At 40.0% G+C, this 23,378-nt stretch carries 24 protein-coding genes and 1 pseudogene; 10 read left to right on the forward strand and 15 right to left on the reverse strand.

All coding sequences use genetic code 11. The annotated features are described in order from the left end of the window. Both F7734_RS17785 and F7734_RS17790 read right to left on the reverse strand, forming a co-directional pair. Nucleotides 1-810 (reverse strand): effector-associated domain EAD1-containing protein (locus tag F7734_RS17785; protein ID WP_243146942.1); only part of this gene is annotated, 810 nt, incomplete at its 3' end. A 197-nt stretch (nt 811-1,007) separates the two neighbouring features. Further along, nucleotides 1,008-1,370 carry a hypothetical protein gene (locus F7734_RS17790; protein ID WP_155745937.1) on the reverse strand — a complete coding sequence of 121 codons (363 nt, stop codon included), beginning with the start codon at nt 1,368-1,370 and terminating at the stop codon, nt 1,008-1,010. Between the two features lie 312 nt (nt 1,371-1,682). Between F7734_RS17790 and F7734_RS17795 the strand changes: the two genes are divergently transcribed. The 3 genes from F7734_RS17795 (at nt 1,683) to murD (ending at nt 5,712) form a co-directional block, all read left to right on the forward strand. Further along, the gene (locus tag F7734_RS17795) at nt 1,683-1,820 is read left to right on the forward strand and encodes a hypothetical protein (protein ID WP_155745938.1); all 138 of its coding nucleotides are present in this window, start codon (nt 1,683-1,685) and stop codon (nt 1,818-1,820) included. Nucleotides 1,821-1,957: 137 nt separating this feature from the next. After that, nucleotides 1,958-4,135: a glycine--tRNA ligase subunit beta gene (gene glyS / locus F7734_RS17800; RefSeq protein WP_155745939.1), complete on the forward strand. Its 2,178-nt coding sequence runs from the start codon at nt 1,958-1,960 to the stop codon at nt 4,133-4,135. A gap of 83 nt (nt 4,136-4,218) precedes the next feature. Beyond that, a complete protein-coding gene (murD, locus tag F7734_RS17805; RefSeq protein WP_155745940.1) occupies nt 4,219-5,712 on the forward strand; it encodes a UDP-N-acetylmuramoyl-L-alanine--D-glutamate ligase in 1,494 nt (497 codons plus the stop codon). A gap of 92 nt (nt 5,713-5,804) precedes the next feature. Here the strand turns inward: murD and F7734_RS17810 are convergent, their stop codons facing one another. Then, entirely contained in the window at nt 5,805-6,122 is a 318-nt protein-coding gene (locus F7734_RS17810) for a hypothetical protein (RefSeq protein ID WP_207714133.1), read from the reverse strand. Between the two features lie 56 nt (nt 6,123-6,178). Between F7734_RS17810 and F7734_RS17815 the strand changes: the two are divergent. The 3 genes and pseudogenes from F7734_RS17815 to F7734_RS17825 form a co-directional block, all read left to right on the forward strand. Next, a pseudogene (locus F7734_RS17815) lies at nt 6,179-6,346 on the forward strand (Uma2 family endonuclease); the annotation flags it as partial. 614 nt (nt 6,347-6,960) lie between these two features. Then, nucleotides 6,961-7,299: a hypothetical protein gene (locus tag F7734_RS17820; RefSeq protein WP_155745941.1), complete on the forward strand. Its 339-nt coding sequence runs from the start codon at nt 6,961-6,963 to the stop codon at nt 7,297-7,299. A gap of 303 nt (nt 7,300-7,602) precedes the next feature. Further along, nucleotides 7,603-7,815 carry a hypothetical protein gene (locus tag F7734_RS17825; RefSeq protein ID WP_155745942.1) on the forward strand — a complete coding sequence of 71 codons (213 nt, stop codon included), beginning with the start codon at nt 7,603-7,605 and terminating at the stop codon, nt 7,813-7,815. Here F7734_RS17825 and F7734_RS17830 read toward each other — a convergent pair. The 3 genes from F7734_RS17830 to F7734_RS17840 all read right to left on the reverse strand — a co-directional run bounded on the left by F7734_RS17830 (nt 7,783) and on the right by F7734_RS17840 (nt 11,562). Further along, entirely contained in the window at nt 7,783-9,291 is a 1,509-nt protein-coding gene (locus F7734_RS17830) for an Ig-like domain-containing protein (RefSeq protein WP_155745943.1), read from the reverse strand. The genes F7734_RS17825 and F7734_RS17830 overlap by 33 nt on opposite strands. 285 nt (nt 9,292-9,576) lie before the next feature. Further along, complete coding sequence (locus F7734_RS17835) at nt 9,577-10,347, reverse strand: TIGR03943 family protein (RefSeq protein ID WP_155745944.1); 771 nt, start codon at nt 10,345-10,347, stop codon at nt 9,577-9,579. Nucleotides 10,348-10,497: 150 nt separating this feature from the next. Beyond that, nucleotides 10,498-11,562 carry a permease gene (locus F7734_RS17840; RefSeq protein WP_155745945.1) on the reverse strand — a complete coding sequence of 355 codons (1,065 nt, stop codon included), beginning with the start codon at nt 11,560-11,562 and terminating at the stop codon, nt 10,498-10,500. Between the two features lie 620 nt (nt 11,563-12,182). On the opposite strand from F7734_RS17840, the gene F7734_RS17845 reads away from it, so the two are divergent. The 3 genes from F7734_RS17845 (at nt 12,183) to F7734_RS17855 (ending at nt 15,510) form a co-directional block, all read left to right on the forward strand. Further along, nucleotides 12,183-12,413 carry a hypothetical protein gene (locus tag F7734_RS17845; RefSeq protein WP_155745946.1) on the forward strand — a complete coding sequence of 77 codons (231 nt, stop codon included), beginning with the start codon at nt 12,183-12,185 and terminating at the stop codon, nt 12,411-12,413. A gap of 287 nt (nt 12,414-12,700) precedes the next feature. Then, nucleotides 12,701-14,020 carry an ATP-binding protein gene (locus tag F7734_RS17850; RefSeq protein ID WP_155745947.1) on the forward strand — a complete coding sequence of 440 codons (1,320 nt, stop codon included), beginning with the start codon at nt 12,701-12,703 and terminating at the stop codon, nt 14,018-14,020. Nucleotides 14,021-14,151: 131 nt separating this feature from the next. Then, a complete protein-coding gene (locus F7734_RS17855) occupies nt 14,152-15,510 on the forward strand; it encodes a HAMP domain-containing sensor histidine kinase (RefSeq protein WP_166481976.1) in 1,359 nt (452 codons plus the stop codon). A 15-nt stretch (nt 15,511-15,525) separates the two neighbouring features. Here the strand turns inward: F7734_RS17855 and F7734_RS17860 are convergent, their stop codons facing one another. Continuing rightward, complete coding sequence (locus tag F7734_RS17860; protein WP_155745949.1) at nt 15,526-16,011, reverse strand: GNAT family N-acetyltransferase; 486 nt, start codon at nt 16,009-16,011, stop codon at nt 15,526-15,528. Nucleotides 16,012-16,135: 124 nt separating this feature from the next. Continuing rightward, nucleotides 16,136-16,735 carry a tRNA isopentenyl-2-thiomethyl-A-37 hydroxylase MiaE gene (miaE, locus tag F7734_RS17865; protein WP_166481973.1) on the reverse strand — a complete coding sequence of 200 codons (600 nt, stop codon included), beginning with the start codon at nt 16,733-16,735 and terminating at the stop codon, nt 16,136-16,138. A gap of 537 nt (nt 16,736-17,272) precedes the next feature. On the opposite strand from miaE, the gene F7734_RS17870 reads away from it, so the two are divergent. Further along, nucleotides 17,273-17,770 carry a DUF3291 domain-containing protein gene (locus tag F7734_RS17870; protein WP_155745950.1) on the forward strand — a complete coding sequence of 166 codons (498 nt, stop codon included), beginning with the start codon at nt 17,273-17,275 and terminating at the stop codon, nt 17,768-17,770. An 84-nt stretch (nt 17,771-17,854) separates the two neighbouring features. On the opposite strand, the gene F7734_RS62070 is transcribed toward F7734_RS17870, so the two are convergent. The 7 genes from F7734_RS62070 to F7734_RS17910 all read right to left on the reverse strand — a co-directional run bounded on the left by F7734_RS62070 (nt 17,855) and on the right by F7734_RS17910 (nt 23,329). Further along, a complete protein-coding gene (locus F7734_RS62070) occupies nt 17,855-18,154 on the reverse strand; it encodes a hypothetical protein (protein ID WP_207714134.1) in 300 nt (99 codons plus the stop codon). Between the two features lie 508 nt (nt 18,155-18,662). Further along, nucleotides 18,663-20,693 carry a hypothetical protein gene (locus F7734_RS17885; RefSeq protein ID WP_155745951.1) on the reverse strand — a complete coding sequence of 677 codons (2,031 nt, stop codon included), beginning with the start codon at nt 20,691-20,693 and terminating at the stop codon, nt 18,663-18,665. Beyond that, nucleotides 20,678-20,926: a hypothetical protein gene (locus F7734_RS17890; RefSeq protein WP_155745952.1), complete on the reverse strand. Its 249-nt coding sequence runs from the start codon at nt 20,924-20,926 to the stop codon at nt 20,678-20,680. The genes F7734_RS17885 and F7734_RS17890 overlap by 16 nt, the downstream gene beginning before the upstream one ends. After that, the gene (locus F7734_RS17895; RefSeq protein ID WP_155745953.1) at nt 20,923-21,519 is read right to left on the reverse strand and encodes an N-6 DNA methylase; all 597 of its coding nucleotides are present in this window, start codon (nt 21,517-21,519) and stop codon (nt 20,923-20,925) included. Before F7734_RS17895 ends, F7734_RS17890 begins: the two co-directional genes overlap by 4 nt. A gap of 50 nt (nt 21,520-21,569) precedes the next feature. Beyond that, nucleotides 21,570-21,938, reverse strand: coding sequence for a hypothetical protein (locus tag F7734_RS17900; RefSeq protein ID WP_207714135.1), 369 nt, complete (start codon nt 21,936-21,938; stop codon nt 21,570-21,572). A gap of 118 nt (nt 21,939-22,056) precedes the next feature. Then, nucleotides 22,057-22,452, reverse strand: coding sequence for a VOC family protein (locus F7734_RS17905; protein ID WP_155745954.1), 396 nt, complete (start codon nt 22,450-22,452; stop codon nt 22,057-22,059). 103 nt (nt 22,453-22,555) lie between these two features. Then, a complete protein-coding gene (locus F7734_RS17910) occupies nt 22,556-23,329 on the reverse strand; it encodes a ZIP family metal transporter (protein ID WP_155745955.1) in 774 nt (257 codons plus the stop codon). Nucleotides 23,330-23,378: the final 49 nt, after the last annotated feature.

The following is a 23,378-nucleotide window of genomic DNA, read 5'->3' on the forward strand; positions in this document are numbered from 1 at the left end:
ATCTTTAATGATTCGATCTAATACTTTAGGAACTTCTTGAAAAGAGGGACATAAAATACCTTTCCTGTATTGGCTATTAACTGAGACTGATGCGCTATTAGTGTCTTGTAAAGAATCTAAAGCCTTCGTAATTCCATCTTGAGTATACGCAGTTTCTATGCGAAAGGATTCACCTTCTGGATAGACGAGGAATAATAAATGGTAACTGGATTTAAATTGCTGAGGCGGAACATTGAAAATTTCTATTCCCAATCTTGAGGAAACTTGATTTAACCAACAGACTAACTCTTTAGATTCGTCATTCTCACTATTACTAATTATATCTTCTCCAAGCTTTATAATCCTTGGAACATTACTACTAGTGCTTGAATAATTTTCACACAAATTTTTTATAATATCATCTGTGCTTTTCACTTCATTTAATCCTACATTGTCTTCTCTTGCTCCATCTGGTAGAATTTTCAGAAAAGAAGATTTAATTATAGAAAAATCTATCTGGTCTAGAATCAACTTCAAATTGTTTATTTCATCTTGTGTAATAGGATTTAAATAAGATTTCTTCAGATTGTTTAATTTATAATTAAATGGATTGCTTGCGATCGCAGCTTCTAAAAGTTGTTTTAGCTGTCCTCTAGATTCAGTCCATATCAAGAGATTAAATACAATTTTTTCAAGAGTGTTTCCACCAGCTACTCGATCTAAATCCCATCCTAACCCATCACTTAGCATAATTTTCAAGTCATCCTTACTTGGGAAAGCATGAATTAAAGCCTCACGTAATTGTTGTTTTTGCTTATGCGTTAGTTCCATCTCTATTAAATCGAGCGCTCACGTCTTCCAAAGTTTTTTGCACTTGATACGATTGGACATTACCTTCACCCGAAGGCTTAGATATCACTAATGCAATCCTCAGCTTTTCATTTTGCCCGAGGGGAACGGGTTGTGTTTGACTCGTTTGGTGCTTGAGGACGGCGTAAGAAAATCAGTTTGGGATCGGTGGCGAACCGCTATATTTCCCGCATTATACCTTTTCGGGACGCACATAAATTCCCAAGGAAGTGCTGCAATCTCTGGTATACCTTCCTCTTAATCTTCAGTTCAACCCGCATGATGCTTTGCTGTTGTTCAACAACTCGATGGTAAAAAGCTATAAAATCCTGAAAAAGTTCAAGATCGAAGAAGATATCAAACAAAGCCTCTCCTAATGACCTGACTTTTTCCGAATCCTGAAATTGTTCGTTTCGGGGAGCATCACGGATAATGTTAATGAATTCTTTAACTTTATCTGTCAAGCGATCGCTACGAAATTTGCCAGCCGCTTCTGTCGGAGGTTGATTGTCAATGTGGTAAGTGTAGTAGTTGGCAGACATAAATAACTGTTTGAGCAAATTAAAGCTAAATGAACGTACTGAAAACAGCAATCATTCTTTAATACAAAACTGCTGCCATTCATTCCTAACTCTTGCTTTAAGTATTAATACTTATTTGAGGTAGGGACAGCTGTAAATGCGCCCTGTCTAGATGGATAAAAACTTTAGGAAATCAATAGCCCTCTCACCTCTTACCTCTGCGTACTCTGCGTACTCTGCGGTTAAATAGACATTTATTTAACCACACAGGCGCAGAGTACGCAGAGGAGAAAGATGAGGAATTCTACCTGAATCAAAATTTTATCAGTTACCTTGACAGGGCTAGCTAGTGATGTCCATCCTACGCCTCCTGTATCAGTGCTACGCGAGGCAGAGCCTCTTAGACTGCATTCCCAGGCTGAGCCTGGGGACGAGAGGAGACGCGATCGCTGGGAACGAGGTGAGGGCTAACAGTATTCTTGAAGAGGTAGGGGATCTGATAGTATATTTAATGGATAATCATTGTGTAACGCAAAAGTAATAAAATATACATATATTTATTGCGATATACTGATAAACCAAATTATTTGTGTAGCAAAGTAAGAATAATGGCAGAAAGTATTGAAAATACAGGGACGAAGGCGTTTTTATTAGAAGTTGGTACGGAAGAGCTACCTGCGGGTTTTCTAAGTGATGCTTTGACTCAATGGCGATCGCACATTCCAAAAACACTCTCAACCAACAGCCTTTCTTACGATGCTGTGGAAGTTTACGGGACTCCCCGCCGATTGGCTGTTCTTATCAAAGGTTTACCATCTCAGCAACCAGATAGAGAGGAAGAAATTAAAGGACCACCAGCCCAAGCTGCATTCAAAGATGGCAAACCAACACCTGCAGCCCAAGGTTTTGCCAAAAAACAAGGTGTGGCAGTTGATGCATTGGAAGTTCGTGCTACAGATAAAGGGGATTTTGTCTTCGTACAGAAAGTTATTCCCGGTCGCCCAATTACAGAAATTTTAACAGAGCTTGTACCGGAGTGGATTTGGAGTTTAGAGGGTAAGCGGTTGATGCGCTGGGGGGATGGAGATCAAAAGTTCTCTCGTCCCATTCGCTGGTTAATCGCTTTGTTAGATGAAACAGTTTTACCGATTCAGTTAGAGAATGGTTCTAAGTTAATAACAAGCGATCGCATTTCACAAGGTCATCGCGTTTTGCATCCGCAACCAGTGACAGTTACAAAAGCCACTGATTACGTTGACGTATTGCGTTCTGCTTGTGTTGTGGTAGATACTGAAGAACGGAAAAATACCATTACACAGCAAGTCAAAGAATCAGCCCAAAAGTTAGATGGCTATGCAGAAATTTACCCAGATTTGTTAGAGGAAGTCACAAATCTTGTGGAATTTCCTTCATCTGTTGTTGGTAAGTTTGAATCTGAATTTTTGAACTTGCCAACTGAGGTGATTACCACTGTTATGGTGAGTCACCAACGCTATTTTCCTGTCTTTAAGGCAAGTGATACTAAAGAATTATTGCCGTATTTTGTGACGGTTTCTAATGGAAATCCCGAAAAAGCAGAAATTATTGCTGTCGGAAATGAAAGAGTTATTCGCGCTCGCTTGTATGACGGTCGATTTTTCTACAACTCGGATCTGGAAAAGCCATTAGAAAACTTTTTGCCTCAATTGGAAAAAGTCACGTTCCAAGAAGATTTAGGTTCTTTACGTGCGAAAGTAGACCGGATTGTTAAAATTGCCGAAAAAATTACAGAACAACTCCAATTAAAGGAACACGAAACAGAAAAGATTATCAAAGCTGCCTTACTTTGTAAAGCAGACCTTGTGACTCAGATGGTCTATGAATTTCCTGAATTACAGGGAATTATGGGACAAAAGTATGCTGCGGCAAGTGGAGAATCGGAAGAAGTAGCAACAGCTATTTTTGAACATTATTTGCCTAGAGGTGCAAATGATATTTTACCCCAAACTTTAACAGGTCAAATTGTTGGTTTGGCAGACAGGCTTGATACTTTAGTCAGTATCTTTGGATTGGGCATGATTCCTACGGGTTCTTCCGATCCCTTTGCCTTACGACGAGCAGCAAATGCTGTTATTAATATTACGTGGGCGGCAAACTTACCAATTAATTTACAACAGTTACTAGAGCAGATTGCTGCGGATTTTGTTAAGGTACATAACAAAGACAAACAGCAGTTAGTGACAGTTTTAGAAGAGTTCTTCTTGCAACGGATTAGGACGTTACTACAAGAAGAGAAACAAATTGATTATGACCTAGTGAATGCTGTGTTGGGGGAAAATGACCCAGAATATGCGGAACGGTCATTGAAGGATTTATTGGATGTTCGCGATCGCTCTTTATTCCTCAAAGAAATCCGGAATGATGGAACGTTAGATAAGATTTATGAAACAGTCAACCGTTCGGCTCGTTTAGCAACACAGGGGGATTTGGATACACAACAGCTAGACCCAACAACTGTAATTGGCACTTCCCTTTTCCAAAAACCTTCAGAAGAAGCATTCTACAATAGCGTTGTAGATTTAGTACCCCAAACGCAAGCCGCTAAAGAGTCACGAAATTACAGGCAATTAGTTACGGCAATAGAGAAAATTGCTCCCACAGTCAGCACCTTTTTTGACGGTCCCGACAGCGTATTGGTTATGGACCCCGACCCCCAAATTAAACAAAATCGGTTAAATTTGCTGGGGTTACTCCGCAATCATGCTCGTGTATTAGCAGACTTTGGTTCTGTTGTCAAAAATTTGTAGCACAATTTTATAAAAAAGTTGTGTAAAGATTGCCAATTAAAGTTAGTATATGAGAGCTTGACCAGGGATACCTGCCACAGTCTATGCCAAGAGCTCATGTAATTGGATTAGGAAAGTCCGGTGTTGCTGCGGCGAGATTGTTGAAAAGGGAGGGTTGGGAGGTAGAGCTAGGCGATCGCAATACTTCCCCCGACCTTCTCCAACAACAACAAGAACTTGCCGCAGAACAAATCGCAGTGAAACTGGGCTATTCTCTAGAACTCGATCCATCAGATTTACCCCAGTTAATCGTTGTCAGTCCCGGCGTGCCTTGGGATATACCTCCATTACTGAGTGCCCGAGAAATGGGGATAGAAACCATTGGCGAAATGGAACTTGCTTGGAGACACTTGCGATCGATTCCCTGGGTTGGAGTCACTGGTACTAACGGTAAAACAACAACAACATCCTTAATTGCTGCAATTTTTCAAACAGCAGGCTTAAATGCTCCCGCTTGTGGTAACATTGGCTACGCAGCATGTGAAGTTGCATTATCTCTTGAGAGGAATGGCGGACAAGGAGAGGGGGAGAGTGGGGGAGAAACCCCAATCCAAAATCCAAAATCCAAAATCCAAAATCCAAAATCCAAAATCCAAAATCCAAAATCCAAAATCCAAAATCAAATAGATTGGGTGATAGCGGAACTCAGCAGTTACCAAATAGAATCATCGCCTTCAGTTGCACCTAGAATTGGTATTTGGACAACTTTTACGCCAGATCACCTCAGTCGCCATAAAACTTTAGAAAACTACTACAATATAAAAGCCCATTTGCTACAGCAATCTCAGTTGCAAGTGTTTAATGGTGACGATCCGTACTTGAGACAAGTGGGACAAAAATATTGGTCGAGCGCCTACTGGACAAGTATCGCGGGGAAAGATAGTTTATTAAACTCCAAAGGTTACTACATTGAAGGTGGTTGGGTTTTAGAGACAAAAGGTGGTGCGTCTTCAGAAGATGAACGCATCGTAGAAGCATCAACGTTGCGAATGGTAGGAGAACACAACCTACAAAATTTGTTAATGTCAGTTGCAGCAGCAAGATTAGCGGGAATAGATAAAGATGCGATCGCTCGAGCTGTCCGAGAATTTCCTGGCGTTACCCATCGTCTCGAACATATTTGTACTTGGGAAGGCATTGATTTTATCAACGACAGCAAAGCAACCAACTATGATGCGGCTGAAGTGGGTTTAGCCTCCGTAAAAAGCCCACTCATCTTAATTGCTGGTGGAGAAGCTAAAGCTGGTGATGATACAGGTTTTTTAGCAAAAATCAAAGCCAAAGCAGCCTTCGTATTACTGATTGGTAATGCCGCACCTGCATTTGCCCAACGTTTGCAACAAGAAGGGTACTATAGCTACGAGATTGTACAAACAATGGATAGAGCTGTTTCTAGATCCGCAGAATTAGCAAAACAGTATCAAGCACCAGTCGTACTCTTATCTCCCGCTTGTGCGAGTTTCGACCAATACGCCAATTTTGAACAACGGGGCGACCATTTCAGACAATTGTGCTTGGACATTTGTAGGTTGGGTTGAGGAACGAAACCCAACATTTCATCGAATTATTGGATGTATTTGAGTTCTACCCTTTAATCCAAATCCACGGGTAGCATATGCTACAATTGCCACTACTTGGCTAGAGCAAGTGGATGTACTTCACGATATTCACAAACTGTTCCTCCAAAAATGCAGTGGCGATGCAACCAAGCTTGCTCGGGTATTATGTTTATCCATTTTGGCAATTGTTCCCGCAAAACTTTTTTGAGGCTGTGTTTACCACTAAACTCTAAAATTTGTTCCCTGAGACACTGCAAACACTTTGGCAACTCTAAATCACCTTCTTTATTACTTGCATGACGTAGTAACAGCGTAGGACGATTGAGTGCGATCGCAATTCCAAGTTCCAGATAAACGTTCCTATCCTGAGATGGCGGCAGTAGGAACATACCGAAACGTGTGGTATAAAGTTTTTCACAAATACCACATAACCGGAAGCCACCCGCGCTTTTTGACAGATGAAGGACAGTTATTACTATCTCCAGAGGAAGCAGCAGACCAAGAGTACCAACGTGCAGAACAGGAGCGCCAACGTGCAGAGCAGGAACGGCAAAAAGCTGAACGCATGGCAGAGAAGTTACGAGAAATGGGCATTGACCCATCAACGCTTTAATCCATAAATTTTTCGAGCTTAAAAGTTGCACATTGACCCATCAGCGCTTTAATCCAAATCCACAGGTGGTATATGCTCTAAGCTGGGAGCATCCCACATTGCAGTGCAAAAATTGCTCGTGATGTCAATAAGCTCTGAGATAAGAGTTTTCTTAAAGATAAGTTTGTAAAGTTTTGTAGAAGTCTCAGAAATTTTGCGTAATGATTCTGTATTTTACCGATAACTCATTAAATGCTGCAACAACAATCAATTTAAAACCCTGTGTGGTCAAACACTTTTGTCAAACAGGGTTTTTACTTGTTAACTAAGATAAATATATGGAGAAAATATAAATTTTTTGTAAAGAAAGAGTATAGGTAAGAGAACAGCCCATGGATAATGACAATAGTTAAATCAAGCCTTTCCGATATTGCGCCTTACAGTTATTGTAAAGTCTTAGCAAAGTTCAGCAATTAACTTGATAATCCTCACTCTAAGGTGGTAGAAATTGACCAGGGGTTATCAATCTCAAATCAAAAATAGTAACTTGGAAAAAACAAGCTAACTTTGTGTTTTCTGTTTGACATCTAATTTTTTTTAAAGAGCCTTTTTTTGGAGTAGGTAAAAATTACAGTATGAAAACTGAATTAGATGATATATACATCTCCTTAGAAAATGAGAAAGTTGACAATTTTAACCAAGAATTCCAGAATTTATTGTTTCAGTCTTCAGAGAACTACAGTGTTTTAATGAACGCGTTTAATAAGTATACTTTAGCGGTTAAACAACACTTAGACCCCAGTCTCAGCAATGAAGAAGGTGTTTTGCTCTTAGCGAGCTTGATTGAAAAAATAGCTGATTCTTTACCCAGTTACTTGAATGATGAACCTAAAGTGAGAGTCAATTTTTTACAGAGAGTGAGAGAAAAAATATTTCAGTTTAGATATTTTTTCAGGCAGCAATTGGTGAAGTAAAGTTTTAGAGTCTTTTTTAAGAAGGTAGAGGGTCGGGGGCATAGGTTCCCTGGTTTGAAGCGTGAGGATGTCCTTCAGCAGAGTAACCCAACAAATGTCTGTGAGTGTTGGGTTTCGTTCCTCAACCCAACCTACTGCTGTCTGCCTTCTTCAAGTTAAAATTTGTAGAAATAAAAATTGTTCGTGCAAATTCTATAAAGATTCGTTAAAATTTTCGTAAAACAGCCCGTCTGCTCATGAGAAATACTTAGAGCAACGCATCGGCTCTGGGCATGGTTGTTTTCAATCTCCATTGGTATGTGTATGATATTGATTCGCGATCTGGTTAGACAAGTTATGATGACTGGTTTTCTTAGTGTTGCGACAGAAGAACAACTACGGCAACTGTTAAGAACAAAATATGACATGGAAGATTTAAACGCTTTTATGAGTTTACAAGAAGCTGCAATGGCTGGTTTGATTCGGCAAGAGTCACGTGAAAGTTTATGGCAACCAACGGGGATGAAAACCCACTAGAGGAAGCTGTTCTGGCTTGATATCAGCAGATGCTGAGGGATCGGAGATCGGCAGCAAAGGCATCAGCCACAAACTGCTAGTAGATATTGCTTGACCGTCATCAGTCGTTAGTAGATTTGCAAGCGAGGACCCCGTAACAGTTGATTGTGGCACGATTTGGTCAAACAGCAATCCCAAACCGTCAGGTGCTAAACTCATTTCTACGTTCCGTTGTTCTGCAGGAAGTATCATCAGAGGTTTCTGTTGCCCGCTTTTCAGATCGAGCGCGACTAAGTATGGTTGCTCCTGATACAAACCGCCTGGTAGTAGTTGTGTGAGCAAACAATACAGAGTAGGTGAAGCAGTATCAAACTGGCAGCTGAGAATCGATCCCGGAATGCGTAGTAATTGTTTCTGGATGCCTTGGTTAGTCACCAAAAACAGCTCTTTTGTGTAGTCCGTATTAAACTTAACCATTGCTGCTTGAGAACCATCCTTAGAAAAGGCTTGCACTAGACCAAACTGGGGTAAATAATCTAGGGGTTTGCTAGCATCAGATTGTAACCGTAATATTGCCGCACCCTGACCTTGTGCAACTGCCACAGCTTTACTATCTGGTGTAATCACAAAGTCTCCTACAGGTTGACTTTGCAAGCGTTTCAGAACTGGTTCGTCAGAATTCTCACTATCATTTTTGTGGTTTGCAGGTAGAAACCACAACCCAAAGTCACCAGGGTCATCTTTTTTACCTCGTTGGACAACAATAGTTTGACCGTCTGGAGATAAGTCAAATTTCAAATTTTGATATTCTTTGTTATCTAAAATCAGATCGATTTTACTAGGGAGTTCTGGCTTTTTATTGGAACTTGCAGAAATACCTGTAGTTACAGTGTATAGTTGAGACGAGGTTAAATCTTGAGTACTAGCAGAGCGAGCTGAAAATAAAATTTTTTCTCCATTTGGGAACGGCTTATAGTCCATCACAACTAAATCTTTAGGAGTCAGAACTTTTTTTTGCTCTTGAGTTAAGTTGTAAAGAACTAACCGCCCTTTATCTTCTTTATCAGCTCCTATATAAAGGATAACCCGATCTCGAGTGCGAAAACTACCTGTAAAAGGTTGTATCAGCCTATTTTTCCCTTCTTTTGCCGAAAACTTATCTCTTGCACCTTGTAACTTGACATTATAGTTAGTTCCATAAGGTGCTGGTGTAAGCAACGTGTATACCATTCGCCGCCCCGCCCAACTGACTTTACCTGCTAAAGGTGGATCGATCTTCAAATTTTCCTCAACAGTTTTTGTATCCATGGGACGACTAAAAGTGAGAGCAAAAGAAGAATCATCTGCGCCAATTTTTTGATTTTCCCAACTAAAATGCCTGACGCTGGGTTTAACCGCATCACCTTGTAAGATCAACAGCCCTGTCAACAAGCTAAGGATCAGCAAGAACGCGATCGCAACACGATCTATAGGATGGAAAAAAGCTTTGGTAGTCATTGATTAGTGGTTAGTTGTTAGTTGTTAGTTGTTAGTGGTTAGTTGTTAGTTGTTAGGTGTTAGTTGTTAGTGGTTAGTTGTTAGTTGTTAGTTGTTAGTGGTTAGTTGTTAGTTGTTAGGTGTTAGGTGTTAGTTGTTAGGTGTTAGTTGTTAGTGGTTAGGTGTTAGTTGTTAGGTGTTAGTTGTTCTTAATTACTAACTATTAACCACTAACCACTAACCACTAACCACTAACCACTAACCACTAACCACTAACCACTAACTACTAACCACTAACCACTAACCTTAATAACTATAAGGATTTTTGGGTTGAGAGATTTTTCTTAAAGAGGAGGCGGCGATGGTAAGTTGACGCTTATCTTGTATGGTTTCGGTTACCATTTGCCCTTCAATTTCCAACCAAGTATCGGGTGGATACTTATCGCGAGGTTCTTTCAATTTTACAGGTAATCCTATAGGATAAGCATCTGCAGCACAGCAAGTGAGCACAAATCGTGCTATAAACAAATATTCTTTTCCAAGTTCCGGTGGATGAATAACAAACCCCTGTACTTTGGCTCTTTGTCCCGTATAGGCATCGGGTTCTGGATAAACATTAAGCGTGCGTACCCAATCTACTAAAGTTCGTTCCTCCGAACGCACAGAAGCACGGAACTCTTGAGGTTTGACGCGTGATGTTCCTACGAAATCTGTCACACCTCTTTGAAGTGCTGTTTGACTGGCAAAGACACGCGGTGTTATGACTAATCCCAGAATCGCTACAATCAACAGTAAGATACTACCAAATCCAGGCGGAAAGACAGTAAAGTGTTGCATATCGGGAGTCACTTGACCTCGTGGTCGTTGTAAAAGTTGCCCCGCTTTTAAGAAACTAAGAACCAGCAGTCCTATGGCACCTGTTACTGCCAACCAAAAGTAATCAGGGTGAATTAATAAGACGAGCTTGTTAGTCAACCAATATTTTAGAATTAAAACGCCCCAGGCTGTCAGCGCTAAAACATCCAACCAGGGTAGTAGTGTATTTTTGATTTTTGCTTTTTGATTTTGGGAAGCCATTGGTCAAGTGTCAAGTGTCAAGTGTCAAGTGTCATTGGTCATTAGTCATTGGTCAAGTGTCAAGTGTCATTAGTCATTTACCAATGACAAAGGACAAAGGACAAAGGACAAAGGACAAATGACTAATGACTAATGACCAATGACAATTTTTTAAAAGACGTGTAAGTTAACAAAAAGGGTGAATAAAAATGTGAGTTGTGCTGCAAGAGCAAATAAGTATAGGACAGCCTTGGGTTTAAAGACTGATAACATTAAACCAATACCTTTAATATCAATCATTGGTCCAAATACTAGAAAAGCCACTAAGGAACCACTGGTAAAAGTTGAGGCAAAAGACAAGGCAAAAAATGAATCAACAGTTGAACAAATCGATACGACTCCAGCCAGTATGAGCATGGCAGTAATTGAGCTAATCGGACCCGAACCCAAGCTAATAATCAGATCGCGGGGTGCAAGGACTTGAACTGCAGCTGCAATGGCACTTCCCATTACTAAAACCGCCCCAAGTTCACGTAGTTCCTGTATGCAATTGTCTACCAACAACCGCAACTTATCCATCAGGGGTTTACTCGGAGCGGAAGCAGCCATAGATGCTTGCAAAGCAGTTGCATCCATCCGTATAGTTTGTCCTGCCTGCCCTCCCAACACATAAGTTCCAGATTGTAATACAGTGGGAACTCCCACTCCCTGCTGCAATAAGTTATTCTTTTTGTCTTTTGTGCTTTTTTTGGATTTAGAGGATTTTGGTGGATTAAACTTTAGATAACGAGCTATTGAAGGTTGGACTATCGGAGTCAGATCTTTTTGAACACTAAAGACTGTCCCAACAATAACTGCAATTAACAAGGAGAATAAAACTCTTAACACCACTATTTCTGGTTGATCTCGGAATGCAGTCCAAGTTGCCCATATAACGACAGGGTTAATAGTTGGTGCTGCTAGCAAAAAACCAATTGCCACTGGTGTAGGGACTCCCTGCATCAGCAATCGCCGCGCCACTGGTACATTGCCACACTCACAAACAGGGAACAGAAATCCCACTAAGCTGCCAAATAAAGCGCCCAGTACTGGATTTTTAGGCATTTTCTCCGCCAACTTGCGCTCATCTACAAAAAACAGCAACAAACTGGAGAACAAAACTCCCAGTAACAAAAAAGGGATCGCCTCGACTAGCAGACTAAGAAATAGAGTGAAACCATTGTTCAATTGATTCATGGGTGTCGCTTATCAAAGCGGTGTTCAGTTCTAGGGGTGTGAAAAGTCATTCTAGCGTTCAGAAGAGCTGATAGGTGGTTGTTGACAAAAAACAGACCGAAAAAACAAGAGAGTTAAGTGCTAACTATACTGTTATTACCTGTTTAATAACCTTGATTGCGTAAACCGTAAGCGGTATATATTTTAGCATAAGAATTTTTACTTAGCTTCATCTACTAGAAACAACAGTACTTCTAGATGATTGTTAAGTTCAATAAATGGTTCCGATTCTCGATCGCTACCTCCATAAGTAATATAGTTCTGATGACTTATTCTCATAAGTCCAGTAATTTTCCTTGATGTTATATTATCTTCCAAAAATTTTTATAGAGAATTTACAGTTCCTAAACATAAAGAAAACAGCGTTCGCTACCCTCAACTGAAAGCAATAACTGCTTTTGGCAACTTCTCCCAAAAGATATATGTATAATTACTTACTGCAAAACCTATAAAACTTCAAGACCAAAATGGAACCAATTCATTAAAGTTCTTCCTTCAGGCAACTAACAACCAACAACTAACCACTAACTAATTCACATGAACTCGTGGTCTTAATTCTAAAAAAAATGTAAGATAAATCAATGAGAAGCATTGAAACAATTGCCAACGTTAGTCCTGACGGCAAACTTACGGTACAGTTACCCTATGATATGCCTCCAGGAAATTATAGAGTTGTAGTCGCGATCGACGAAGCGCCCACGATTGATGAATTCCCCTTGGAATCGCCATCACTGGCAGCGACTACAACAACAGAAGATGCATGGGAATTTCTTAATACCCTTATAGAGATGGTTGAAGCTCCCGATGACTAAACTCTAAAGCAGTGATATTTGGTTTTACAGTAAACATAGGAACCTTCTTGCCTCTTGATGTCCACAGTTCAAGATAACTACTTACGTAGAAAGGTTTAATTTAAAGATTATAAAGCCATAAATTTAATAATAATTTATCCAACTTTGATTGTTTTTAACTTCTTTTGAATAAGACTGGATTAAAGTAATAGGTGTTACAACGCTTGTGAGTAGGTTTGAACAAGAACCTTTACTCTTAAATCGCTACGCCAAAAAACACTTACTTTTTACCATTATTTATTCAATTTATGGTAGCTAATCCATGCATGGGCTTATCAACCCAAAATCCGTTGATGGCTTGTAGCAAAAGTTTTCATGTAGAATCTACAATACGAGAATTGCCTTTGTGGAATTTTCAATTTGAAATTTCTGGCTTGGGTTGCGAGTTAGCAGAGCAATTTAAAGCAAATCCACTGGTACCAGCAGTTATCCTCCAAGAAAATGGTGAGTTGGTAGGTGTCATTTCAAGACAGCAATTTTTAGAGTGTATGAGTCGCCCATTTGGGCTTGATATATTTGGCAATCGTCCAATAAAAACACTTTATCAGTTTCTTCCATCAAACATTTCTATCTTACCTGGTGAAACGTTAATCGTAGCAGCAGCACAGATGGCTCTCAAACGCAAGCCCGAATTGTTATACGATGCTCTTGTAGTTGAAATAGCCCCTCAACAATACCGTTTATTAGATGTACATGAATTACTAGTTGCTCAATCGTTCATTCATGAATTGACCGCAAAAATTTTGCAAGAACAAACTGAAACCATATTATTACAAACAGAAAAAATGGCAAGTTTGGGAAGGATGGTTGCTGGAATTGCACATGAAATTAGAAATCCTATTAACTGTATAGGAGGGAATTTGCCATTTTTATCCAATTACTATAAAAATTTAATTCAATTAGTATCGTTTTACGAACAATATGGAAATCCATCTGATGCGATACAGGAAATAAAAGAGAAAATAGACTTAGATTTTTTAAAAGAAGACTTGCCAGAACTTTTAGCCAGTCTTTTTGCAAGTTCAGAAAGATTAACACAACTAGTAGGAAGTTTGCATAGTTTTTCTCATTTAGATGAAAGTACGCCTCAACTAGCTAATATACACGATTGCATTGATAGTACGCTGCTGATTTTGAAAAACCAACTCAAGTTAGGTATTAACGTTCTTAAAAGTTATCAAGATTTACCGCTTATTAAATGTTATTCAGGACAACTCAGCCAAGTTTTTATGAATTTGTTAAGTAATGGCATTGATGCCTTGCTAGAGAAAAGCAAAACCAACCCAAAAGATTGGCATCCTTGTATTGAAATTTCCACAGAATTGATAGAAGAAAAAAGCTCAGAAACTGTAGCTGTTAAAATAGCTGATAATGGTGTAGGTATACCATTAGAAATTCAGACAAAAATTTTTGAACCATTTTTTACTACAAAGCCAAGAGGCAAAGGCACTGGCTTGGGCTTAGCAATTAGTTATCAAATTATCACTCAAAAGCATGGCGGACAACTACTAGTTACATCCCAACCAGATATAGGTACTGAGTTTCAGATTTTTCTACCTATTGGTTAGTGGTTGGTGGCTGAATTGAAAATAGGATTTAATACCTTATTGTAGAAACATTACAAATATTATATTTACAATTGACATAAACAAAGAATTATGTTTTAATGTTTAACCTATCTTTCCGTTCGGGGTTTCTAGTGTCAGAAGAATCCAGTTCGCAAATATCACCACCATTTTTATCTGGTAGCAGTAATAGTGACTTAGGTTTAGAGTCAACCCTTAGAGAACTACCAGCATACAACTTTTGTGTGGAGACAAATTGCACTGGTACTGAAGTTGCTATATATTTCGATAAATATCCTCTTCTACCGGGAGTTATTTTAGTAGAGGAGGGAAAGTATATGGGAATGATTTCACGGCGGCGACTGCTGGAATTTCTAATTCGCCCATACGGAAAGGAGTTATTTCTTCAGCAACCACTGAGTGTTCTTTACAGTTATGCTCGCACAGAAGTTTTATTACTTCCAGAGACTACCCCAATCTTAGCAGCGATACAACTTGCATTAAGACGTTCTACTGAACTCTTGGGAGAACCTATAGTTGTACATACAGCGCCCGATCTCTACAGGCTATTGGATATACAAGAATTAAATATTGCCTCTTGGCAAATTCGGGGAATAGAAACTCAAGTGCGGTATGAGCGCAGTCAAGCTCTGATGGTGCAAAATGATAAAATGGCAAATTTAGGTCGTTTAGTAGATGGGGTGGCGCACGAAATTCTAGACCCTTTAAATTTTATTTGGGGTAACTTAGCTCACGTTGATAACTACAGCCAAGACTTAATGAAGTTGGTTGCAGCCTATGAAAAAGAAAATTTTCCTCTGTCTGAAGAAACAAATCAGCTTAAGCAAGAAATTGAATTAGATTTTTTACAACGAGATTTATCAAGAGCGATCGCCAGTATCCGTGCTGGAGCCGAAAGATTAAAAAAGTTGGTGACTGGATTGCAGAATTTTTGTCATATTGATGAAGTCTATCCAAAACCCGCAGATATACATGCCAATATAGACAGCATTATATTATTAATTAATAGCAGAATTACTGGAGAAATTGAAATAGTTAAAAATTACGGTCATCTCCCACCAGTCTCTTGCTTTATTGGACAATTAAATCAGGTTTTTATGAATATTTTGAGCCAAGCCGTAGATACACTACTTAATGAAGCAGTGAGACAGCAAATGCATTTAGAAACTGTGGTCACCGAGCAAAAGCCAAAAATTGAAATTACGACTCAAGTCATTTCAAGAAAAGTTAATTCACCAGATACACCAGACTCTCGTTGGGTATCAATTCATATTGCTGATAATGGTCCGGGAATGTCTCAAGAATTGCAACAGCAAATTACTGATTCTTTTTCCATAGCAAAACGTGCTGATAAAGAAACCAATTTATCAGTCAGTTATCGCATTGTTAAAGCAAGACATGGTGGTGAGTTAAATTTGCATTCTGAACTTGGCAAAGGTACAGAATTTCAAATTCTCTTACCTCTCCTTTAAAATAACAACTAACAACTAACCATAAACTTTCTTAACATACACCCGATCGCAACGGGCTGTTTCTACACCTGATGCTTCTTCATACCCATTATTTTCATAAAGTTGAACTGCCTCCACTAAAACACTAGCAGTTTCAATCCATATTTCTTGAAAGCCTCGAGAAACAATTGCAGCCTCTAACTGTTGTAATAAATGTTTCCCCAGTCCAAAACCCCTAACCTTAGGTAAAAGATACATCTTACGAATTTCTACAGCTTTTTCCCCTCGATTAATAGGGTAATAAGCAGCAGTTCCTACCAGTTGGTTTTGATATTCGACAACCCAAAACTCTCCCCCAACTGCTAGATAACACTCTTCTACTTGCAGCACATCTCGATCTGCTCCATTTGGTTCCCAACCCAAACCGTATTCTACGAGTACAGAACTGATAATATTTGCAGCCGAGGTGCGATCGCTCTCCTCCCAGTGACGAATTAAAAAATCTTGATAGTAATTTTTCATTACCTCTACTAGAAATCTCCTCGTATACTAATATGAACAAAGAATGGGACAAATAGATAGCCAAAATCAACTCCAGACATGACTTTCTCAATCCAAAATCTAAAATCTAAAATCCAAAATAGTATTAACTATGAATTCGCGGTTCTGGGTGTAAAGTCGCCAATAATTCACTTTCCACGAATGCGAGTTCATCTAGTCTTTGTCTGACAAGTTTGCGCTCGAAGTAAGTATCCGCAAGAACCCAGTAAGTGCCATAATGACGAGCTTCAGATGCCATGAGGCTGCGGTAAAATTTGGCTAAGTCCGGTTCAGAGCAGTGAATTGCCAGCAATCCCAAGCGTTCGTGACTGCGGGCTTCAATTAAACCACTGATGAGCAGAGAGTCTAAAAACCTCTCTGGTTCTTTTGAGCGAATTTGCGATTTTAAACCCGCACCATAGGGCGGTGGCTGCAATGGACGCAGAGGAATACCCCGTTTTTCCAGCCATTGATTGACGAGTTCAAAATGTTCTAGTTCTTCACGGGCTATTTTGGTGAGCTCTCTCACCATTTTGGCATTGGAGGGATAGCGAAATATCATGTTCAAGGCGACTCCGGCTGCTTTTCGTTCGCATTGGGAATGATCTAGGAGAATGGTGTCTAGATTGGCAACTGCAAGTTCTACCCATGCAGAACTTGTTGGTTGTTTGAGAGCGTTAATTGTAGACAGTTCAGATGAAAGCACGATAACAGGTTAAAACTCGACATACATTATATATTTACAAATTTTTGAGGAACCGCAGAGTCGCACCAGGACGCAGAGGAAAGAAAAGAGAATTGCACAAATAAATCACCAGGGCGGAGGAAGTTACTCGTGGGGTTGATATGCGTATGTTCAACCTGATGCCATTGCAGTTATTGAGTTTCATGGCAGTGAAAAAGCAGGTAATTTCCGCCGCTCTGATGTTTCTTTAGCGGATAGACCCGCTGTTCGTACAAAAGTAAAGGGTTTAGTTAACATAGAACATTTCCCAACTGCCTTGTTGTATGAATGGTCACGTTTTGAGTTGGGTACTTCAATATGAAGTATTAAAAACAAAAATGAAGAATTATCAGATGCCAAGTTTCTACCTGTGATGTTAGTCTGTCTTCAATGCGCTCTGTCTCTGGATAGATACGTAAGTATGTATCTTGACAAAAAAAATATATCATTAGATAGTTGACAAATGAAAAGTATTAGAAAAGAGATTTCTGGATATCATCACAGAAGGATGCCACAACTATGAATACAGAACGCTATCATCTTGCTCAAGTGAACACCGCTACCTTACGTGCGCCACTCAATTCTCCAGAACTGGCGGAGTTCGTCGCACAAATTGAAAGTGTTAATGCGATCGCAGATGCCGATCCGGGTTTTGTATGGCGTTTGCGGAGTGAAGGCGCAAACGATGCTACTAGTATTCGTGCTTTTGACGATGAGCGAATTTTAATTACTCTAACCGTTTGGAAATCCTTAGAAGCCCTTTCAAACTACGTGTATCGCGGTGCTCATGCAAATATAATGCGCGATCGCCGTCGTTGGTTTGAAAAAACCGAGCAACCCATCCTAGCATTATGGTGGGTTCCCGCAGGACACGCTCCTACAGTTGCTGAAGCGAAAGAGCGACTCGAGCATTTGCGACTTTATGGTTCAACTGCGATCGCCTTCTCCTTCAGCAAGCCATTTCCCCAACCTGAAATTGAAACCATGACATTATGTAGTACTGCATCCACAAGCTAATTGCCACTGGTTGCTCTTCAGAGCAACCTAGCTCATCCAAGTCAATGCGTCAAACTTGAGAACCTGTTTGCAACACACTGACTGTTATTTGCTTTTCAGTTCTTCTACTAATGCCTTACCTCTAGCTAAATCTGTAGCGTTTAATTCAACGACTTGCCAAGGAGGATTGGCATTCCGCAAACGATCGCGAATAAATTTATCCCGCAATCGATTTCCTCCTTTATGAAATGCAGTTCCATCAATATATATTGCTAGTCTCCGTTCCGGTAGAACAAAATCAGCAACGGAAATTGGCGTATTTGTTGGTACTGGTATTTGTTTTTGGGGATGAAATCCGTGTTTTTCAAATAGCTGGAGAAACTTGAGTTCTAGAGGGGAACCCACGCCTGCGTCATAGGCTTCCAGCCAGGGAAGCGGATCGTCAATATCACCCGTTTCTAAGGAACGTGGCGTTGGGGGCGTTTGTGCAAGTTGTTCCAGGGCGGGGATAACTTGAGGCCAATTGAGTAGTTCGTGGTAGCGTTGATTTTGATAAGATTTTAGGCAACGGCGTTCATTGGGTAGACGAGAATAGCTGTCAGCCCTGGTTGTCTTCGGAATTGGGCTGCATCCTCGATGGCATTTTGAATGACTGGTAAAAGAAAGGTTTCCGTTTTTCCACTCCCCGTACCCGTTGTAACAACTAGGGGAGAAGCGTCCTGTCCTAATAAGTGCTCAATAGCTTGACATTGAAATCGCGGCTACACAAACGAAGTCCGCCTACGCTGACTACTCTTCTTTTCTATGTTCGTGTCTTTTGCGTCGAGTGCGGTTCATTCAATAAAGCTCACGCAAAGGCGCGAAGACGCAAAGTAACGATGCAATTGCGATCGCTAATTCAGGGGATATGGTATCACTTTTTTCTTTTCCGCTTTGTTTTCCCCTCTGGAGGTGCTGTGAGTTGGAAGCTACCGTCTTCTGTGGAAACTGCATTTTCTTTATTTTGATTGGGGATGGGTAAATCTATGACGGGTTTTGGTAAGTTTTCATTTAGGGGAATATTCCAGTAAGGATCGTATTTCTTTGTAAATGCTTCGAGTCCGATGGTTTGCAGTTCGTCAAAGCAGGCGAGACACAGTTGTGGTGCTTTGGGGTAACTTTTGTGACTGAAGGTTGAGAGGATGTGGGCGTATTGTTCGCGCTTGAGTCCGTAAGCGTCGGCGACTACTGCATCTATAGCAGCACGGACTAACCAGCGATCGTCTTCTGAGGCGAGAACTGGGAAGGTGAAAGGGGGTTGGCTTTCTCGCCAGGTTTCGCCTAGTTGTTCTCGCCATAGGGGTTCGTATCCGGTGTGGTTGCAGGTTAGGCGGAGGGCGGAGTGAGCTAAAAAGTTATTTACAATATTGACGGTGTTCGGTAGTGGTAAAGGTTTGAGCAGGAAAAAATTCACATTTACACCTATACGAAGCCTTGCCAACCAATCAAATTCAAAAGAATTGAGAACTGCTAGTGCGATGAGTGCTTTACAATTTGAACGTTGATTTGGTATTGTTTCTGAACAAACAGATTCAGTAAATACGTATCCTGGAGGTAAAATAGCAAATAAAGCTGTTCTTTCATTAGTTGAGCTTGCAACCTTTCGGAAGGCTAAACGGAAAAATCTAATACTATCTAGCCAGTGTGCTTTTCCAATCAAATATTTGATTAATGTCGAATATTGGATTGGTGTTTCCCAAGAATCTTGGTACTGATGGAAAGTTTTACCTTCATGAACTAAAAGACTTTGTTCTCCAGGATTCTTCTCAATAGGTGTTAGTAGATAATTTTCACGAGTTACACTAAATCCTTGAGTTAAACGGAGATTGTACGCAATTAAATAATCATTAAAATTGAGCTTAGATGTTTCATAACATTTTAATAAAGTGGATATATCAGACAAATAATTACATTCTGCAAAGTTTAAATACATTTTACTCGTTGATTTGATAAATTCTCTAGAGTACATAAGTACATCTTTCTTCTCATCAAATAACCAATTGTCATCGCGCAAGTAAAATCGAGCCTTAAAATTACTAGTTCCTAAAAGACTTTTTTGAGTTACAATAACAGCAAATTTTTGTCTGTTATCTATCTCAAATAGTTTATTTCTATTTTCATAAGAAAAACATATTTTAAAAGCTGTTTTCTCTAAAAATAGTCGGCGTATTCCCGTACAACCTTCACTAGAATGAAACGACGAAGGTACAACAAAACCTAGATACCCAATCGTTGATAAAATTTGAATAACTTTTTCACAAAAAAGCTTAAATACGTCAGGCTTACCAACTGTATTTTTACCATTGACTTCTATTATTTGAAATATATATAGTTGTTTTGAAATCGCTGATTCACCTAAAAGGCGTTGCTGATATTTATTCCAAGCTATTTGACCTTCTGGATAGAATTTGGATAAATTGTTTATAATAATATCTCTTTCTTTTGTTGATGTAGCTGCGATTGCTTGTAAGTCATATGCTGCCCAAAATTCGGGTTCAGAAACTTCTTGCTGTTCCCACGGTGGATTACCCAAAACAGCATCAAACCCCCGCCTATCATCCAACCTCCCACTCGGATAAAACACTTCAGCAAAAGTCAAATCATAAGCCAAAGCTGGTACACATTCCCTACCACTCAAAACTCCCAATAAATCCTCACGAGTTGATGGAACACTTTCCACCCCCAAACCCCGTGCAATCATTCTCTGTAAAGACGTTTCATGCAACTCCTCTACATTATTTATATGCTTTTGCACATCTGCTAAATCTTCCGGTAAATCTCCCGTCTCCCCAACAAATCTCACTAAATTAGCATAAGCAACATCATCACAATGATCCTTCCCCAACATCACCCCACCAGACCAAGCAGCCGCAACAATCTTAAACGGTGCTAACGCCCTATCCAATCTTTTTTTGCTGCTTCTTTTGCTGTAATATCAGAAATATCAATTCCAATAGTCGCTTCCAAATCGCGGACGTGTTTCAACGCTTCATTTATCGCTTCTCTAAATTTCTCATTCACCTTTTGCCAGAGAAGTTTTTGCACGTCATGTTGCGTTCCCGGTTCCTTTAACAAATGCTCAAAAAACGCACCCGTCAATGAATCTCCCAAAACCAAACGGTGGTCTAAAAAAGTCAAAGTAAACCCTCAGCGTGGGACTCCAACCATAAAGATAACTTCGCTAATTCCACCGCTAAAGGATTTTTATCCACCCCATACAAACAATGTACCGCAACCAAACGCCGACACAATGCGATCGCTTCTGCTTGAGAAAACCCCGTTTCTTCTCCTTCTGGTGCAGCCGAAGGTAAATACTTCATTAATTTATCATTGGGGTCGGGTAAATCAATCACCCGTTGACGGAATATTTTTGCTCTTTGAGACGCAGAATTTCGCGTTTCTACATCTTCAGAATTTTCTGCTTGTTGTTCTGCTTCCAAAGCTAATTCATCACACAACCGACAAGCTTCATATAATTTCTCCCCCAAAAAACGACAAGCTTCCACTAAAAAGTGACCGCTTCCCATGGCTGGATCTAAAACTTTTAATTTTAATATTTCTCCCGGTTTCGGGTCTTCTTTGGGACTGCGTTCGTTAATTGGCGGTTCCAAAGTTTCCTTCACCAAAAACCTAACAAAAGAATGGGGAGTGTAATAGGAACCACTGGCTTTTCTTCCCAAACCCACCCGTAAATAAAACCTTCCCGGTGGAATTTCTTCTATCCATTCCACCTTCGTTTTCTTACCCCGCTTTGGCGTTTCCTCCTCCTCTTCTATTTCTTCTAGTTCCTCCTCTTCCGTACCCGACTCATACGAATTGCTCTTAATACAGGAACCAATTGATACGCTTCTACACGCAAGCGACCGGGTTGTACGGCGAGGAGAGCATCCCCCGACAAAGATTGCTCCAAGAGAAACGCTTGATGGTAAACTAACCAATTAGGTAAAGGCGCAGCTTTATCCGGACGCAAATCGCGAATCACTGGCTCTACAGATTCAAAAGGATGGAGAATATCAAATTCTGCACCTCGGAGTTCCCCTTCCAAGCAACGCAACCTGTAAAGAGTTTGTTGTCCCAGTTGGGTAGCACTCACCACCTCCCAGCGCAAAGAGCGTGCTTCAACTTCTGTACCAGCTAACAAGTTTGTCATCCTACCATCCACAATCAACACAAAAACAATGAATACAGAACGCTATCATCTTGCCCAAGTTAACACCGCAAATCCTACGTGCGCCACTAGATTCGCAACCCATGCAAAAATCAGCCAATTACTTCAACGCATACTCAGGGTAGTATTCAACTAACTCAATTTCATTACCATCTGGATCGTTGACATAAATTCTGTGTTTCGTTTCAGGTGCTGTCATTGTGTAATATTCAATGCCTTCCTCATCAAGCAAATTTTTCATAGCTTCACCATCTTGAATCACAAAACCAACATGATTAATACCAATCTTTTCGTATGGTATATGTACGCGCTCTTGAGTAGCCTCATCATTAAGAGCTAGGTAAAATTGATTATTACCTAAATGTTTCCAATGTCTACCATTAAATACACCTTCAGCACGCACATACCAATCGGGAAATAAAGTTTGATAGAACTTTTGAGTTGCATTGATATCTTTACAAGAAACATTTATGTGTTCAAAACGCAGAAGATTCATAATTTCGATCCTTTTTAAGTAAGTTTGTCATTTGTCATTTGTCATTTGTCATTTGTCATTTGTCATTTGTACTAACCACTAACCACTAACCACTAACCACTATCTACCCAAGCGCAATATCTAAAAACATCATGATAACAAAGCCCAGCATGACGCCAATAGTTCCTTCTTTCTCCAATCCTTTACGATGAGACTCAGGAATGATTTCATCACTAATGACAAACAACATTGCGCCTGCTGCAAATGCCATTGCCCAAGGTAAGATAAAATTTGCCACACTGACCACACCAGCACCGATCGCACCGCCAATTGGTTCAACTAAACCTGTCAGCAGTGAAATCCATAAAGCATAACCTGCTGAATATTTCTCAGCAACTAAAGATAACGCGACTACCAAACCTTCTGGAATATTTTGCAACCCAATCCCCAGAGCAACGGGAATGCCATCTTTAATATTATTATTCCCAAAATTAACTCCCACTGCTAATCCTTCAGGAAAGTTATGAATGGTAATTGCAGCAATAAATAACCAAATTCGTTTGAGGTTACTCCTACGAACATTTTCTTGTCCTTTAAAAAAATGTTCGTGGGGCAATAATTTATGTGCTAATTGTAAAAATACTGCTCCCAGCAAAATACCTGCCGCCATAATCAAAGCAGCACCTGCTTGAGGATAACCTTGAGCAATAGCAGATTCAGTACCAGGTAGGATTAATGAAAATGATGTTGCTGCTAACATCACTCCTCCTCCAAACCCCAGCATGATTCCCTGAACTCTTTGTGTAAAATTTATTGGTAGTAAAATCGGCAAGGCACCGATAACAGTTGCAAGTCCTGCACCTAAACTCGCGATCGCACCGATAACAAGAGTTTCCATAGCTGGTTTTATTCCTACCATTACCTTGAGGAAGTCGCTTGCAGTTTTT

Source organism: Scytonema sp. UIC 10036, assembly GCF_009725235.1.

What these genes read in the sequence shown, in the direction of transcription:
- F7734_RS17790 (WP_155745937.1), bottom strand. Translation starts at nt 1,370, where the DNA reads ATGTCTGCCAACTACTACACTTACCACATTGACAATCAACCTCCGACA.
- glyS (WP_155745939.1), top strand. Translation starts at nt 1,958, where the DNA reads ATGGCAGAAAGTATTGAAAATACAGGGACGAAGGCGTTTTTATTAGAA.
- murD (WP_155745940.1), top strand. Translation starts at nt 4,219, where the DNA reads ATGCCAAGAGCTCATGTAATTGGATTAGGAAAGTCCGGTGTTGCTGCG.
- F7734_RS17810 (WP_207714133.1), bottom strand. Translation starts at nt 6,122, where the DNA reads ATGTTCCTACTGCCGCCATCTCAGGATAGGAACGTTTATCTGGAACTT.
- F7734_RS17820 (WP_155745941.1), top strand. Translation starts at nt 6,961, where the DNA reads ATGAAAACTGAATTAGATGATATATACATCTCCTTAGAAAATGAGAAA.
- F7734_RS17825 (WP_155745942.1), top strand. Translation starts at nt 7,603, where the DNA reads ATGATATTGATTCGCGATCTGGTTAGACAAGTTATGATGACTGGTTTT.
- F7734_RS17830 (WP_155745943.1), bottom strand. Translation starts at nt 9,291, where the DNA reads ATGACTACCAAAGCTTTTTTCCATCCTATAGATCGTGTTGCGATCGCG.
- F7734_RS17835 (WP_155745944.1), bottom strand. Translation starts at nt 10,347, where the DNA reads ATGGCTTCCCAAAATCAAAAAGCAAAAATCAAAAATACACTACTACCC.
- F7734_RS17840 (WP_155745945.1), bottom strand. Translation starts at nt 11,562, where the DNA reads ATGAATCAATTGAACAATGGTTTCACTCTATTTCTTAGTCTGCTAGTC.
- F7734_RS17845 (WP_155745946.1), top strand. Translation starts at nt 12,183, where the DNA reads ATGAGAAGCATTGAAACAATTGCCAACGTTAGTCCTGACGGCAAACTT.
- F7734_RS17850 (WP_155745947.1), top strand. Translation starts at nt 12,701, where the DNA reads ATGGTAGCTAATCCATGCATGGGCTTATCAACCCAAAATCCGTTGATG.
- F7734_RS17860 (WP_155745949.1), bottom strand. Translation starts at nt 16,011, where the DNA reads ATGAAAAATTACTATCAAGATTTTTTAATTCGTCACTGGGAGGAGAGC.
- F7734_RS17870 (WP_155745950.1), top strand. Translation starts at nt 17,273, where the DNA reads ATGAATACAGAACGCTATCATCTTGCTCAAGTGAACACCGCTACCTTA.
- F7734_RS17900 (WP_207714135.1), bottom strand. Translation starts at nt 21,938, where the DNA reads ATGACAAACTTGTTAGCTGGTACAGAAGTTGAAGCACGCTCTTTGCGC.
- F7734_RS17905 (WP_155745954.1), bottom strand. Translation starts at nt 22,452, where the DNA reads ATGAATCTTCTGCGTTTTGAACACATAAATGTTTCTTGTAAAGATATC.
- F7734_RS17910 (WP_155745955.1), bottom strand. Translation starts at nt 23,329, where the DNA reads ATGGAAACTCTTGTTATCGGTGCGATCGCGAGTTTAGGTGCAGGACTT.